The following is a 15948-nucleotide window of genomic DNA, read 5'->3' as shown; positions in this document are numbered from 1 at the left end:
TCGTATAGAAGCTGTCATTAATAACCTGGATTTTGAATCAGCTGAGGAACTTTTGATATCTCAGACTGCATGATGGGAAAGAAATAATTGGCTTCGTTAAAAATGTGTTGGCTATTAGCATTAACCGGCACCACTTCATAGGTATAACTGCTGGCGTTAACCCGGGTAATCTTCATAGCTTTAAGCACGACGTTTTGAGTTTGAGGCGCTATTTTCCAACGGCGCACATCAAAATAGCGATGATCTTCCCAGGCAAATTCCACCATCTTTTCATTATAAATCTGCTGGCGCATTTCTGCTTGCGTCATGTTAGGCTTAAGCCCATACAAACCGTCAGCGCCTGGCAATATTCCGGCCCGTTTTCTTATTATTTTAATTTGATCATAAGCGGCACTTACATCGCCCAATTCATTTTTGGCTTCGGCATAGTTCATCAAAATTTCGGCATACCTGATGAGTGGCAGGCAACGTTCGGTATTTGCTCCGCTGGATCCAGAGGTATTCTCGTCCATCATTTTGCGCCAGAAATACCCGGTGGAATAAACAATCTGCCCGTACCCGTCTGTAGGTGCACCTACGTAAGTGTAAACCGGTTGTTTGCTGGCTGCACTGCCTAAATACCATAGCGACCCATTGTAAATGAATGTATAGTTAAAACGAGGGTCACGATTAACAAACGGATTTTTATCATCATAGCCCGAAGTTTGATCAGTAATGGCTTTGCCATTACGCATACCAAACGCTTCAGCTAAATTTTGTGATGGCACTGCCCGTGGAGTTGCTGAAAAGGTGCTGCGCGTACGCGGTGCAAAATTGGTTTCGAGTAGTTTGTTAAGCCCCTGCATGCCGCTGAAGATGTATTCACTGTTTTTACGCATTAAAAACACCTTAGAAAAACCATAGCCAGGCGCCGTGGCATTATCTTCATGTAGTGAATATACATTTAAGTCCATTACCGCTTTGGCAGCATCGGCAGCCAACTGCCAGCGGCTGGCATCATAAGACTCGTAACCTACCACGCGACGCTGTTCCGGCGTTTTGCCTATATTACCGCCATTAAAGAGCGGACTTGCCGCAAACAACAATACCCTCGACTTGATAGCCAGACAAACACCTTTGGTCACTCTGCCATAATCAATAGCCGCTGTATAATTAACCGGTAATACCTGACTGGCTGCATCAAGCTCTGACACAATGTATTTAACACATTCATCGTAAGAGTTGCGGGGCACATCTATCACATCTGCAGCGCCAAACACTTTGTCAGCCAGCAATGGTACACCACCAAAATTTTTGATAAGTACCGAATAATACCAAGCCCGTAAGCATCGGGCTTCGGCTTTTGACTGTGCTTTTAAAGCGGCAGATATGGGGCTTTTATCCACATTAGCAAGGTATACGTTAGCTGACCGTATACGTTCATAGGCAGTGGTCCATGCATCTGCGTACGGGCTGGTACTTTGTGCATTTAATGAGCCATTCAGCACCATCACATATACGATGGTAGGGCCATTATAGCTGCCATGTGCCTCATCAGAACCTTCGGCCAGGCTGGCTGTGTTCGAGAAACGCCGCCACGAAAAGGTGTAACCGGCATCGGCATAAAGGTTAAACAAGAAATCAATAGTTCGGCTACTGTCTGCAAAAACAGTTTCGTTATTCAGATCCGTAGTCGATTTCGGGTCGAGAATACCTGTTTTGCTGCATGAAGAGAAAAAAGCCGCTACTACCCCGGCAATTGCTATATATAAAAGATACTTTCTCATGATCTCACTTTTAAAATGATAACTGAATACCCAGATTATAAATTTTTTGCTGAGGATATGTACCCTCGTTGCCTGTACCCGAAACCGATTCGGGGTCTATATCAAACTTGCTCTTGCCCTTTAGCGCTACGGTGAATAGATTATAACCGTTGGCGTAAATACGGGCGCCTTCCAGTACATGCAGCTTCTTAATTAATGCAGTGGGTAAACTGTAAGAAATTTCGGCTGTTTTAAGGCGCAGGTAATCGCTGCGGCGGTACCAATAATCGGACACGTAGCTAAGCGCATTATTCAAACTGTTAGAAACGGCGGTTAAACGTGGATAACTGGGATTCGTATTTTCAGGCGTCCAGTAATCTAAGTGCAGTTTCCGGAAATTATTCTGGAACGGGTTTACCTCGGCCGATCCGCCCTGCAGGCTATAATTCAGACCGCTTTGCAGCGTGCTGGAAAAGCTGAAATTACGGTAAGTAAATCCGAAAGTCATACCTAAAATAGTATTGGGCAGGTTTGGATATTGCAGTACTGTACGATCGTTTACATCAATAATACCATCTCCGTTTAAGTCAGCGTATTTTAAATCGCCTGGCTTAACTACTACCGAACTTACCGGCTTAGGCACACTAGGATTGGCTATTTCGTCGGCACTTTGATAATACCCTATCCAGTTATAACCCAAAATACTACCCACCGGATAGCCGGTTAACGATAACCACGGATATGCCGGGTTAGGTTCAGACTGGTATAAGATTTTGTTTTTGGCCACTGATATATTAGCACTCACAAAGTAGTTTACTTTACCGGCTTTTCCGTTATAACGGGCATCCACCTCAAAACCCCTGTTACGTACCCGGCCTATGTTAACAGCGTTGGTTGTGTTACCAAATAAAGCCGGAATATCGCGCCGGGTGGTTAAAATATCATATCGGTTACGGTTAAACACATCAGCCGTAATGTTAAGTTTGTTATCAAATAAGGTCATATCTATACCAATGTTTAGCTGACGCTCTTTTTCCCAGGTAATGTCAGACCCGGCCGGACCTTCTACAATTGGTGTAATGGCGTTAGGTGTTTCGCCAATATTGGCGCTGCCGCTGCGTGGGTACGTTTGCAGATAGGCGTAATCACCACTAACTGTAAAAGCATCGCTACCTACCAAACCATAAGATCCTCTTAACTTGAGCAAACCAATAAAATCCAACGCCTTACTGTTTTTCATGAAGCTTTCTTCGGCAATGTTCCAACCGGCCGAAACAGACGGGAAAAATCCGAATCGGCTATTTGAAGGAAACTGGCTGGAACCATTATAGGCGCCGTTAAATTCTAATAGATACCGTTGTTTGTAATCATAACCAATACGGCCGGTTGCGCCTCTAAAGTTAATAGGCACATCTACATAGGTGGCTGTGGATGTTGCCCTAGTTGGTACGTTACTGTATTGGTTAAATAATGCTAAACCATAAATACGGTGATCGCCAAACTTATTATCATAGTTTAATGAAAACTGTGTATTTAGCCGCTTATAAGCATTGGCATTGGCACTGTAAGCCAAACTTAAATTTTCGAGCCGGGTTACATAAGCCGACCCGTTATTATAGGGTGTATATTTACCGGTTGCCGGATTGTAGATATAAGAAGGAAAGTAGGTGCGGGTTAAATCACGAGCATAACCGTATCTCGAATTATAGGCAATAAGCGCTCTGACCGATAATCCCTTGGTGATGAAATCCAATTTTTGTGTAAGCTTTATGTTCGATAAAATATCGGTATTGTAATCGCGCTCGTAACCGCCGGTTGCCAAACGGCCAACGATATTGGTAGGATAAGCCGGATTATAACTATAGCTTCTATCAGGATTATAGATTTGATAAGCAAATGGCGGCAATGACGTATAATCTTTTATCTCTAAAAATATATTATTGGTAAAGGCACCATTTTTACCCAAGCTGTGTGGCACATTCTGCTCTCCAAAATTGCCGGATAAGTCAAAGTTGAGTAATAATGTTTTGGTAAGCTGCACATCGAGGTTGGACCTAAAATTGTAACGCTTGTAGTAATAGTTATTCTGGATATCATCTGGCGACCCGAAATCCTTTACTACACCATTCTGATACAAATAAGCACCTGCAATAAAGTACTTCATTTTTTCAGTACCACCTTGTATGTTGAGGTTAGTGCGGCTTTGAATGGTGTTGGGTCTGAGCAATTCTTTAAGCCAGTCAATATTGGGATGGCCGTAGGGGTCGCTTCCTGTTCTAAAAGCTTCTAAATCGGCATTGGTAAAACGCGGGGTACCACCGTCACCTACTAAAGCGACGTTGGTTAAACGGGCGCTTTCATAAGAGTCCAAATACTGGGGTAACTTTGTTGGCACCTGAAAGCCCAGTTCGCTCCGTAACGTCATTTTAGCACCGCCAGCTTTACCACGGCGCGTAGTAATCAGGATAACGCCGTTTGCACCTTTAACCCCATAAACGGAGGTAGTGGCCGCATCTTTTAAAACTGATATGGTTTCTACCTGGTCGGCGTCAATCTCGCTTATCGGGCCAGGATATTCTACATCATCAACAATGATAAGCGGGTTACCGCCGCCCTCGCCATAAGTGCTGATACCACGTATGCGAATGCTGGCGCCATCGGCACCGGGCCTGCCCGATTGTTGTTGCGTGGTTATACCCGGCACCCGCCCCATCAGCGTATTTTGCAAACTGGCCGAAGGCGTTTGCCTGATATCTTTACCTGATATAGCACTTACCGCGCCTGTGTTGGTTATCTTTTTTTGGGTGCCATAGCCCACAATTACTACTTCTTCAAGCCCCTTGGCATCGGCTGCTAAGGTTACGTTAAGGTTACTGCCGGTAACTCTAACCTCTTTAGTTAAATAACCTACAAAGCTAAAAACCAACGTACCGCTTGTACCTTTCAAGGTTATTTTAAAACGTCCATCGTTATCAGCCATGGCACCATTTTGCGGCATACCTTTTTCAAATATGGTTACGCCGGGTAAGGCACCTTTTGCATCGCTTACCGTTCCGCTCACCTGCTGCTGGGCCCATACCTGCACCGAGCAGATGATTAAAATCAATAATGTATATAGTCTTCTCATAAATTTACAATTGGTTTTAAGCACTACCATCCAATATTTTGTACTAGCAAGTTATTCTTCGCAGTTTCGGCGAAAGGGATAGGATACAAATACATTTTAGGAGCGGAGAATATGGTTTTGTCGGCAACAATACTTTGGTAAGAAAGTACACTTGTGGAGGAATTTAATGTGATAGAAACTCCATTCACGTTGCGGTTTAATACCGTTTCAGCATCTTTCCAGCGGCGTAAGTCCCAGTAGCGGTGTTCCTCAAACGCCAATTCAATCCTGCGTTCTAGCTTAATCGCATTGCGCATTTCGTTTTGCGTCATATTTGCTTTTAGTCCATATAGGTTGCCCGCGCCTGCAGTAATACCGGCTCTTTTGCGTATATCGGTTAAGGCCTTATAAACCTCAGTTGTAGGACCAGCACTTTCATTCAAAGCTTCGGCAAAGTTGAGTAGTATTTCGGTATACCTGAATATAGGGTAGTTATGGTTTTGGGTAGAATATTGAGTGGCACTGGTAAAATTGCCTAAAAATTTACGTAGATAATAGCCCGTACGTGTTTGTACCTGGTTACCACGATTAGGTTTATCCAAGCCTCCTTCAAACGTTTCTACATTGCGGTTAAGCCACCGAGTACCATTAGTTAATACGGTATTAGCTAAACGCGGATCGCGGCCGGCATAAGGGTTAGCTGGGTTGTAGGTAGCAGATTCGTTGATGGGCTGCCCGTTCAGCATAGGATATGAGTCAACCAAATCCTGTGAGGGGCTGGTAATGCCTTGCCCGGTGCTACCTACGCCGTAACCTACCGGTCCATTGTTCACTTCCAGGTCGTTGGTAACTGCCCTGAGGTAAGATAAAATAGTTTCGTTGCTTTTACGTGCGGTAAACACGTTAGTGAATGAGGCATCCAAACTGTAGCTACCCAAATTGATCACCTCGCGGGCCGCGTTGGCGGCGGCAGTCCAACGGGTAACATCATAGGTAGGGTAACCAGCTACCAAACGCTGTTCGGCATTTCCGCCTGCTGCAACGCCGCCATTAAACAGCGGGCTTGCGGCGTAAAGTAACACCCTTGATTTTAATGACAGCACTGCTCCTTTTGAAATACGTCCAAAGTCAGACGGGTTGGCGTTAATTTGCGCTTCGGTTCTGAGTTGTGGTGACAGTGCATCACATTCGGCTACTAAATAATTTACACACTCTGCAAACGTGTTACGTTTTACCTGTATGTTGTCAGCCAGTGTATAAACTCTATCGCCCAGTAATGGTATTCCCCCATAACGTTTTAGTAATTCAAAATAGAATATAGCGCGTAATGCTTTGGCTTCGGCTACCCAAAACTTAACGTTGGTATTGGGGATAACGGTTACTTTGCTAATGTATTGATTTACCTTGCGTATGCCCGTGTAATACTTTGCCCAGGCATCATCAGGGTTTATTGTTGGTGATATTCGGCTTTGTGCCAGGTTAACAATTGCAGCATTAACCCTTGATGATACTGCATCATCGGTAGCCGCATCTAAAAAGTTACCGTCAATGCGGTTAAATCCATTGGGCAAATTACTATAGATATCATTTAGCACCTGTAAGGCTTGTGTGCCTACAGAATCGCGGGCATCGAATACATAGTCTTCTGTAATCTTTTCAAGCGGCTGCTCGTCAAGCGCTTTCTTGCAAGCCGTTAAGCTCATTAAAAAAGCTATAGCTATATATAATTTTTTCATGTGAATGCTTTAAAATTTTACGTTTATACCAGCGTTAAACATTTTCTGCACCGGATACAGGCCCGAGAAACCCTCCGGATCAACGTCCTTAAGTTTGGTGGCCGTAAATAAATTGTAGCCGTTGATATAAATGCGGGCTTGTTTTAACCCTATTTTACCAGTAAGCTGTAAAGGCAGGGTATAACCCAGTTCAACACTTTTTAAGCGCATATAATTACCGGAGCGTACCCAAAACGATGATAACTGACTGTTATTTAAATTAGTGCCTACCGATGCTCTGGGATATGTAGCTGTAGCGGCGGTAGCCGGGGTCCAACGATTTAAATTGCTTTCGTACGCCTGTCCTCGTCCGTTGGTCTGAAACTCCCAAACCTGGTTAGCTGGTATTAAATAGCTGCTGGTTGGCAACCCTTGCGGCAAACCGGCAACCCCGGTATTACCCACAATCAAACTTCTGTTGCTTACGCCCTGAAGCAAGGCCGATATATCAACACCTTTCCAATTTACACCAAGGTTCAGTCCGTAATAAATAAGCGGACCTTTGTTGCCTATTACCGTCTGGTCGTACGAGTTGATAACGCCGTCGCTATTGATGTCGCGGTACTTAATGTCGCCTGCACGGGCAGTTGAAAAAGGTTTAGCGGCTGCATTGGCTTCGGCTTGTGTTTGAAACAATCCATCGGCCAGGTAGCCATAAATTTGCCCAACAGTTTGACCGGTACGCTGCATATAACTGTAAGGATAGGTCACCTCATCCTGGAAAAGTACTTTTGAGCGCTGTATGGTCAAATTGGGTGATACATAAAATCCGAAATACTTGCTTTGCTTTTGATAGGCTGCCTGAAACTCAAAGCCGCTGTAACGGTTTTGACCCAGGTTTTCATCCGGATAGGTTATACCGAACAAATTACTGCTGCCGCCCCGGGTTATTAATAAATCGTAATATTTGTTGTTAAAATATTCGGCACTAAACGTAACTGCATTATTGAGTATGGCTGCGTCTATGCCAATGTTCAATTTATTGGCTTTTTCCCAGGTTTGATTGGGGTTGGCCAGGTTAGCCAGCGTTAAACCGGTAGCAGTTGTGGGTGTTGTGCCCAAATTGTAATTGCTGCCTGATGTATAATACTGCTCGTACTCATAATAGCCGGAAGCATCATAACCCGTTTTGCCATACGTTGCCCGCAGCTTCAGGTTATTTAACCAGCGGGTATCACTTAAAAAGTGTTCCTTATTAATAACCCAACCTAAACCTACAGCCGGAAAAAAACCATAACGATTGCCCTGAGCAAAATGATTAGAGCCATTGTAGCCGGCAGATACCTGAACCAGATATTTATCATTATAACTGTAAGACAAATTACCTGACAGACCTACATATCGTATGGAAACATCACTATTAATGGACCGAACATCGTTATTGGCCAGCAGTAAACCGTTAAACTGGTGTACACCGGTATGTTTATCATACCCTAAGGATAGTTCGGTATAATTTAATCTGTTTTGGGTGTTAATGGTGGCCGTATTTACCTGGTCGGCAATGTTACCGTACTGCCGATAGGTGGTAGTGCCATTAGCGCCAGCCAACGGCTCATAAACTACAAGCGCGCGGCTGCGGTTCACATCTTCCAAACTGTATGAGCGCATGGCAACCAGTGCTTTTGCCCACATACCTTTAATTAAAGGGTCGAGATTGCCCTTCAGCGCTACATCAAACTTAAAATCGCGGCTGTTTGAGGGGCGGTAACCCGACTGAAAAACCTGTCCGTAAATATTGTTTTGAAAATTCAGATTGCCAGCAAGAGAGCCGTTGGCATTAAAAACCGGATAAGCGCTGTTTGGCGTGTTGCGCAGGTTGGTTAAAATGGTTTCGGTAGTAGCGCCGGGTTCATTAAAATCCTGTATCCGGCCAAATAGATTTACACTGGCTAATAAGTATTTGTTGATATCAAATTCAACATTAGTGCGTAAAATGTATCGTGTATAATCTGCGTTGGTGTTGTAGCTCCGATCAGCATCCGTTTTAAAAAAGCCTTGCTGTTTCCAGTAGTTTAAATCGGCAAAATAGCGTACACTTTTATTACCTCCTGAAGCAGATAAATCATAGCTGCTAAAAGCTGCCCGGTTGCGCAAAACCTCATTTTGCCAGTTTACGTTAGGGTGACCCAAGGGGTCGCTCCCGGTTCTGAAGGCTTCCAAATCGGCAGGGGAATATGCAGCAGCATAGCCATCATTGGTCAAAGCCTCGTTATAAAGTGTGGCATAATTATAAGCGTCTAAAAATTTAGGCTTGCTTACCGGTTGGGTTACACCCTGCAGGGCATTAAATGAGAATGTGTTACTGCGGGAATCGCCTTTTTTTGTAGTGATCAAGATAAGTCCGTTTGCGGACCGCAAGCCGTACATTGCGGTAGAAAGCGCATCTTTTAAAACGGTAATCGACTCAATTTGCTCAGCATTAATTGATGAAAAGCTTTGAGGTGTACCGTCAATTAGTACAACCGGATTACGGCCGCGTAGCTGCAGCGATACATCATCCCCACCAGGTGCTCCGGATGTTTGCTGTGTGTAGAGGCCCGCAAGCCTGCCGGTTATCATGGTGCCAAAATTGGCGGCAATGGTTTTACGGATGTCGGCATTATAAACCTCGCCTACCGACTCAATACTGGTGCGTTTCAACTGCCTGCGAAACAGCGCAGAATAGTAGGCACTTGTATCTGTTAAGGCAGGCGTTAGTACTAAAGGTGTGTCGGCTATCGGTTTAACCATTTTTCGCTTTTTCACCTTTTTTGTATCCCCGCCGTCCTTAACTAGTTTATTGTGCTCTGCAAAGCGGCCTGCGCCATAGGCCGTTGATGCGCCAATACCTGTTAAAAAAAGGGCTACCGAAAAAGCCGTAAAAACTGATGGAAAAAACGCTGGTAAAGTTTTTCTCATATAATTATTTTTAGTGAGCCTGCAACATGCTTATAGCCCTCATCGGGTAAGGCATACGCATGCAAAATAGGTAAGTAAGATACTGCACCTTTTAGCAGGTTCGCGTTTTTAATTGGTTTATGTCGCAAATTACCTTATTGCGAAATTAACCAGCTTGCTCTGTTGAGCCTTTTATTTGCTGATTTGACCTAAAAGATATTCCTGATGACCAGAAAAAGGCATTTTGATACGATAAAGGCACTATTTGAGTGATACGTAACACGCCTCAATTACACATTCGTAATTTTTTGTGTAATTTGCATTATTACAAATTATAAACCTGCTATTGGCCAATTTGCCAATTTCTTGCTTCTTATGTTTTTGAACGCGTACATTAAAAATGCAGGCATTATGGGCTTGTTGCTTATGCTTTGTGTAATGCTCACTAGTAAAAGCGTGGTTGCTCAATTGCCTGAAATAAAATTTGACTATCTGACACGTGAGCAGGGCCTTTCGAACAGTACGGTAACCAGTATTTTTCAAGATAGCAAGGGATACATATGGCTGGGTACCGAAGATGGCCTGAACCTTTACGATGGCTACCGCATTACCTCTTTTAAAAGTAACGGCACCAGCGAACATACCCTTAGCAATAGTAATATCACTCAAATTTTTGAAGACAGTAAGCAACGCCTTTGGGTGGCTACCGAGCACGGCTTAAATCAATATTATCGAAACTCTAATTCATTCATCCGCTACACGCGTCACACAACTAAAGGACATCTGACTAGTAATATCATTAATTGTATTAGCGAAGATAAATTGGGTTATTTGTGGCTAGGTACTGCGGCGGGGCTTCAGCGGTTTGATTGGAAAAACGGCACGTTCCGATACTATGTGTTGCCTCGAACAAGTGGTAAATCCTCTCCTACCGTAACCTGTATATATCCGGATACTTTTGGCCGGTTGCTTATCGGGACCGATGGCAATGGTGTATTATCCTTCGACATAAAATCAAAAAAATTCCTAAAGCCAACCGGGAGGTTAAATGAGGTAGCCACCTTACGCATTAAAACTATTGAAGTTGACAAACAAAATAAATTGTGGATAGGCACCACCGGTAATGGTGTATTTGTTTATGACCGCCAAACCAATCAAATTCACAATTATATTAACCAGCAATACAACACGGCCAGCTTGTCAAATAATGTAGTTAAAAGTATTTTGTGCGACAGTAAAGGCCAGGTTTGGATAGCTACCGAAAATGGTGGTGTTAACTTATGGAATGCGGCTTCGAAAACTTTTAGCAGGTATGAAAATAACGCTAACAAGCCTTATAGCCTTTCTCAGAAAACTGCCTCGGCTTTATTTGAAGACAGACAAGGCAATATTTGGATAGGTACGCACCGTGGTGGTGCTAACATCTACCGGTCAAATACCTACAAATTTAAAACCTATACACAGGGTTCAGCATCAGGAATGCTTTCCTATAAGGATGTCAAAACTTTCTTTGAAGACAAGTCGGGAACCATTTGGGTAGGCACCGATGGCGGCGGCATAAATTTATGGAACCCACTAACCGATCAATTCAAACAATACCGGTACAACGCAAAGCAGGAAAACACCATAGGCTCTGACGCAATTTTGCATATTATGCAAGACCGGCAGGGCCATATATGGGTAGGCACCTGGGGTGGAGGCCTTAACCTGTACAACCCGGCTAACGGAACCTTTAAACGCTACGTTCATCGCGATGGTGATCCAAATTCGATTAGCTCAAATAATGTCTGGCGTATTTTTGAGGATAAACAGGGAAATTTATGGGTTGCTACCTTCTATGGCGGCTTAAATATCTTTAACCCCAAAACGGAAAAGTTTAGCCGCATTACTAAATCTTTTAACGGCCAAACCGAATTTGTTGGTAACAATGTAGTAAGCATCAATCAAGATTACCAAAACAACCTATGGTTTGGAACGGATGACGGGGGTTTGAACTGCCTTAATTTTCAAACACGGCAATTCACACACTATTTTTATAATGTAAAAGAAGGTCAGACTGGCAGCATACGCACAATTTATACAGACACCAAGCATCGGTTGTGGGTAGGCAGTAATGGGCTTTACTTATTTAATCCGGCAAAAAAACAGTTTGGTTTAGCATCCACCCACCAATATTTAATAAACGAAAAAATACAGGCAATAATTGAAGACAAAAACGCCAGCCTGTGGGTAAGTACCAGCAATGGTCTTATCAGCTTTAATTCGGCAAACGGTTATGTAAAACGCTATACTGATGCAGATGGGCTTCAAGGGCTGGAGTTTTGTCAAAATGCCTGTCTTAAAACTCGAAACGGACAATTGCTTTTTGGCGGCTTTAAAGGGTTCAATGTTTTTAACCCCGATAGTATAGCCAGCAACCATTACCGCTATCCCATATATATCACCGATTTGCAGATATTTAACAAAAGCATCAAGGCTGGCACATCAGATAAAATTATTGATAAGTCTATTACCGAAGCTGAAAAGGTAACGCTTGATTATAATCAATCTGTACTTTCGTTTGAATATGCGGCCTTAAATTATGTAGCACCGGCAAAAACACAGTACGCTTATTTTTTGAAAGGATTTGACAAGGGATGGAATAAAGTAGGTACGCAACGTAAGGCAACTTATACCAACCTTGATCCGGGACGATATACTTTTTATGTAAAAGCCAGTACGCCCGATGGTAAATGGAACACGCAGCCCGCTTCGGTTGACGTTATCATTCGTCCGCCTTTTTGGCTTACCTGGTGGTTTAAATTACTAGCCGGGCTTAGCATTACTGGTTCTATCTTCTTATACCTCTATTACAGGCGAAAATCTGAACTTAGGGTAATACATGAGCAAAAGCGCGAAGAAATGCACCAGTTGCAATTGCAGTTTTTCACCAACATATCGCATGAGTTTCGGACGCCGCTTACTTTGATACTCGGACCGTTAGAACAAATTTTAAAACAAGATACCGGCTCGGCATTTACCCGTCAATTCCACACCATACATCGCAATGCAAACCGCTTAATGCAACTCATCAGCGAATTAATGGATTTTAGAAAGGCAGAATCAGGTGCATTAAAGCTGAAGGTTATGGAAAGCAATTTTTCGGTTTTTATTGATGAGATTGCACTTGAGTTTGAAGATTTAGCCCGGCAGCATCAAATACAATTCACTGTAAAAAAGCATGCTAATTTTAATAACGCCTATTTTGACCGGCAAGTGGTTGAAAAAATATTACTCAACTTACTCAACAACTCCTTTAAATACACCCCCGAGCAAGGTCATATCAGTATCGAAGTTTTAGCATCGTTAGAAGGCTTTACAACACCTTATAGTAACACCTTTAAAATTGATAACGACTACAAAGCAAAAAAGTATCTGTATATCAGCATAAGCGATTCGGGCATCGGCATTTCTAAAGATTCCATCAGTTACCTATTTGAGCGCTATTATCGCATTACAGATAGCCATTTAGGTTCGGGCGTGGGGTTGGCTTTTGTTAAAACGCTAACCTTATTACACAAAGGATACTTGTTGGTTAACAGTGAGCGCCACCAGGGCACTAATATTATTGTAGCCTTGCCATGCCACCCAGCCGACTATAGCCGAAGCGAAATGTGGATAGAACACCCTGCTGAAGGAGGTGTACAGTTGGAAAGCATGAAGTATAAAGAACTTTTGTATAAGCCCAAAATTGCATCAGATACTTTAGAATTATCTACTGATCAAACACTCCAAAGTTCACCGTTAGTATTAATTGTAGATGATAACGCAGAGCTGCGTGCTTATATTAAAGAGCTATTACAGCCTTTTTATCAAATCATTGAAGCTAGAAATGGACAGGAGGGCCTAGATAAAGCTAAAGAACAATCGCCTGCTTTGATTATGAGCGATTTAATGATGCCGGTGATGGATGGCATTGAATTTTGTGCTACCGTTAAAGCTGATTTTGAAACGAGCCACATACCGTTTATCATGCTTACCGCAAAGGATGCTATTGAGTCGCGCTTACAAGGTGTTGAGTCGGGAGCTGATTACTATTTCAGTAAGCCCATTAACACCAGCCTGCTACTTATTACTATTAAAAATTTGTTTGAGCAGCGGCAAAAGATTAAAGAACGATATTATAAAGATTACCAGGTTGAAGTGCGCGAACTGGTACACAGCTCTAAAGACAAGGCATTTATGAATGACCTGCTGAGTTTGCTAGAAGAGAAACTGGAAGATCCGGATTTGAACGTAGATTGGGTATGCCAGGAGATAGGCATCAGCAAAACCAAACTTTACAAAAAAATAAAAGACATAACAGGGCAAACCATCAACGAATTCATCAGATCGTTACGGTTAAAAAAAGCCACAGAGATCATGACTCATGAGGATGTATTGATTACCGAGGTAATGTACAGGGTAGGTATACTATCGCAATCGTATTTCACTACTATCTTTAAAAAAGAGTTTGGTGTAACGCCATCTCAATTTCAACAGCAATTAGAGGGTAAGGGGTCGAATAAAGTTTCTTGATTTATAAGTTTATTCAATTAAACCTGGCAATTACGTCGTTTTGAATGATTTGCTAGTAGGTGGTTCTTCCGTTTTCACATTTTAATTACAGGCACCCGTACAGCTCTCCGAAAACAACATAATTGCCCGGTTTTATTTATCTATTTCCTGATGTAAATGTCATCAACCATGGCAACGGCGCCTGTGTAGCTATTACCGGTCTCCACTTCGAAAGCGTTAATGTTGGTAGTAACATTGTTAAAAGCAACCCCCGACGATTTTAATACGCCGTTCACATAAATGTCTGCTTGATCGGTTGCGGTGCTGGCCACAACTTTCACTGTGTACCAAGTATTAGCACTAATATTTTGCAGCCCAGTCTTGGCACCTGATGTATTTATGTAATTAAGTTGGTTAGTGGTACCATTATAAACAGTGCCTAAAACAATTAAGTCGTTACCTCCATACATAAGCCGGTAACGGGTGTATTTATTTACATCAGCTTCGTTAAACTTAAACTCGCATGTAATTATACCGCTTGATGTAGTGAAAGTTTTGCGTGCTTTTGTGGTTCCTGCCGAATTATTATCCGATAAGCGCAACACCAAATTACTGCCGGTATAACGCACTTCAGATGCGGTACTGCTGGCATTGGTAATTTGCCAGAAATCTGGAGGGTTAGGACTGTTACCAAATTCAAAATCTTCGCTAACTAATGTAATGGCTGTCGCACCGTCACTCATGGCCTTATAACTAGTATGCGCAGCAAGTTTAGTAGCAGATACCGTGCCGCTGCTTAAGGTTTTTTGCTCTAAGCCAAAACCGGTAGCTGATGATGGCTCATGAATATTGTACCAAAATATAGGTCGCATAGGCGATAAATTAGCCGCAAGTGAATCCATGGTTTCAGTAAGGTAACTGGCTTTAGTTGCCTCACTGCTTACATAACTGGTTAAAGTTGTCCAGGATGTTTGATAGCCAATCTCGGTTACCCAAACCGATTTGTGAGATGCCCCCCAGGTGCTGGCTGCATTCTTTGTTGCGCGGATTACATTCATAACACCTGTTGCATTGGTTGAGTAAGGGTGAATATTAATACCATCGGTATAGGCGTAAGCGCTATCAGCCGTCATGCGGGCATAAAAGTTGAGATAATGGTTGGTCCAGTGAGATAATCCGCCCATTATCACCGTGGCCGAAGGGTCTACGCTTTTAATAGCATTGTAACTGCGTTTGAGGTGCGAATTATATTTGTGCACACCTAAATTGTAAGGTGTATTCGGATCGGTAGAATTTTCACCCACACGGTCTCCTAAATCCCATTGATTAGTCAAATTAGGTTCGTTGTGAATTTCCCAGTATTTGATCTTGCTTTTGTAACGCGCTACAACATTTTTTAAAAAAGTCTCATTGGCACTTTCCTGTGCTTCGGTGCCGTAACTTCTAAATGGTTCGCCTTTCATATAACGCATTAGTATGTTGAGTCCGGCACTCACGGCTGCATTAACTTTTGGGTCGATATCGCGCTCCATATCCTGTCCTACTTTAAAGCTCATACGCACCCAGTGTATACCGGCATCATGCATGTCATCAACGTCAGAATTGATTCCATCCAGATTGTACGGCCCGATGTCTGGTAATCCAGTACCGGTAGTGTCTGCTCCCCATTTGTTCCATGGACCGCCCCATGTAACACCCTTCCAATTATTCGTTGTAAAACTTGACCCGGAAAGATCCATCGTCTTGAATCGTTTGCTTTCGGCAGCATTTTCCGTTTCAAATGACGTAAGGTTTTTTTTGCATGCAACAAGGCAAGCCGCCACCAGCAATAGTAGAAGTAATTTTTTCATAATTTAAAATGGTTTAACATTAGAGCCGGGCTGAGAACCGGGCAGATAATGTCTGGTTA

Annotated in this window: 6 protein-coding genes; 1 reads left to right on the top strand and 5 read right to left on the bottom strand. The window is 42.9% G+C overall.

Annotated elements, in window-relative coordinates; translation table 11 throughout:
• Positions 1-17: 17 nt before the first annotated feature.
• The 4 genes from ABDD94_RS04910 to ABDD94_RS04895 are packed head-to-tail and all read right to left on the bottom strand — an operon-like array spanning position 18 to position 9524.
• Positions 18-1766, bottom strand: a complete 1749-nt coding sequence (locus tag ABDD94_RS04910; RefSeq protein WP_345954921.1) for a RagB/SusD family nutrient uptake outer membrane protein — start codon at positions 1764-1766, stop codon at positions 18-20.
• Positions 1767-1776: 10 nt separating this feature from the next.
• The gene (locus tag ABDD94_RS04905) at positions 1777-4872 is read right to left on the bottom strand and encodes a TonB-dependent receptor (protein ID WP_345954920.1); all 3096 of its coding nucleotides are present in this window, start codon (positions 4870-4872) and stop codon (positions 1777-1779) included.
• A gap of 23 nt (positions 4873-4895) precedes the next feature.
• Complete coding sequence (locus tag ABDD94_RS04900; RefSeq protein WP_345954919.1) at positions 4896-6587, bottom strand: RagB/SusD family nutrient uptake outer membrane protein; 1692 nt, start codon at positions 6585-6587, stop codon at positions 4896-4898.
• A 9-nt stretch (positions 6588-6596) separates the two neighbouring features.
• On the bottom strand, positions 6597-9524 hold the full coding sequence (locus ABDD94_RS04895) for a SusC/RagA family TonB-linked outer membrane protein (RefSeq protein ID WP_345954918.1): 2928 nt from the start codon (positions 9522-9524) through the stop codon (positions 6597-6599).
• A 354-nt stretch (positions 9525-9878) separates the two neighbouring features.
• Here ABDD94_RS04895 and ABDD94_RS04890 point away from each other — a divergent pair, with 354 nt between their 5' ends.
• Positions 9879-14060, top strand: coding sequence for a two-component regulator propeller domain-containing protein (locus ABDD94_RS04890; RefSeq protein WP_345954917.1), 4182 nt, complete (start codon positions 9879-9881; stop codon positions 14058-14060).
• Between the two features lie 140 nt (positions 14061-14200).
• On the opposite strand, the gene ABDD94_RS04885 is transcribed toward ABDD94_RS04890, so the two are convergent.
• Positions 14201-15889 (bottom strand): hypothetical protein, encoded by a 1689-nt coding sequence (locus ABDD94_RS04885; RefSeq protein ID WP_345954916.1) that lies wholly within the window; start codon positions 15887-15889, stop codon positions 14201-14203.
• Between the last annotated feature and the right edge of the window lie 59 nt (positions 15890-15948).

This window comes from Mucilaginibacter sp. PAMB04168 (assembly GCF_039634365.2).
Classification (GTDB): Bacteria; Bacteroidota; Bacteroidia; order Sphingobacteriales; family Sphingobacteriaceae; genus Mucilaginibacter.
Note: the sequence above shows the minus strand (reverse complement) of the source record. Positions and strands in the feature narration are given on the sequence as shown.

Excerpts from the sequence above, each read along its gene's own strand:
- ABDD94_RS04910 (WP_345954921.1), bottom strand. The coding sequence starts at position 1,766 with ATGAGAAAGTATCTTTTATATATAGCAATTGCCGGGGTAGTAGCGGCT.
- ABDD94_RS04905 (WP_345954920.1), bottom strand. The coding sequence starts at position 4,872 with ATGAGAAGACTATATACATTATTGATTTTAATCATCTGCTCGGTGCAG.
- ABDD94_RS04900 (WP_345954919.1), bottom strand. The coding sequence starts at position 6,587 with ATGAAAAAATTATATATAGCTATAGCTTTTTTAATGAGCTTAACGGCT.
- ABDD94_RS04895 (WP_345954918.1), bottom strand. The coding sequence starts at position 9,524 with ATGAGAAAAACTTTACCAGCGTTTTTTCCATCAGTTTTTACGGCTTTT.
- ABDD94_RS04890 (WP_345954917.1), top strand. The coding sequence starts at position 9,879 with ATGTTTTTGAACGCGTACATTAAAAATGCAGGCATTATGGGCTTGTTG.
- ABDD94_RS04885 (WP_345954916.1), bottom strand. The coding sequence starts at position 15,889 with ATGAAAAAATTACTTCTACTATTGCTGGTGGCGGCTTGCCTTGTTGCA.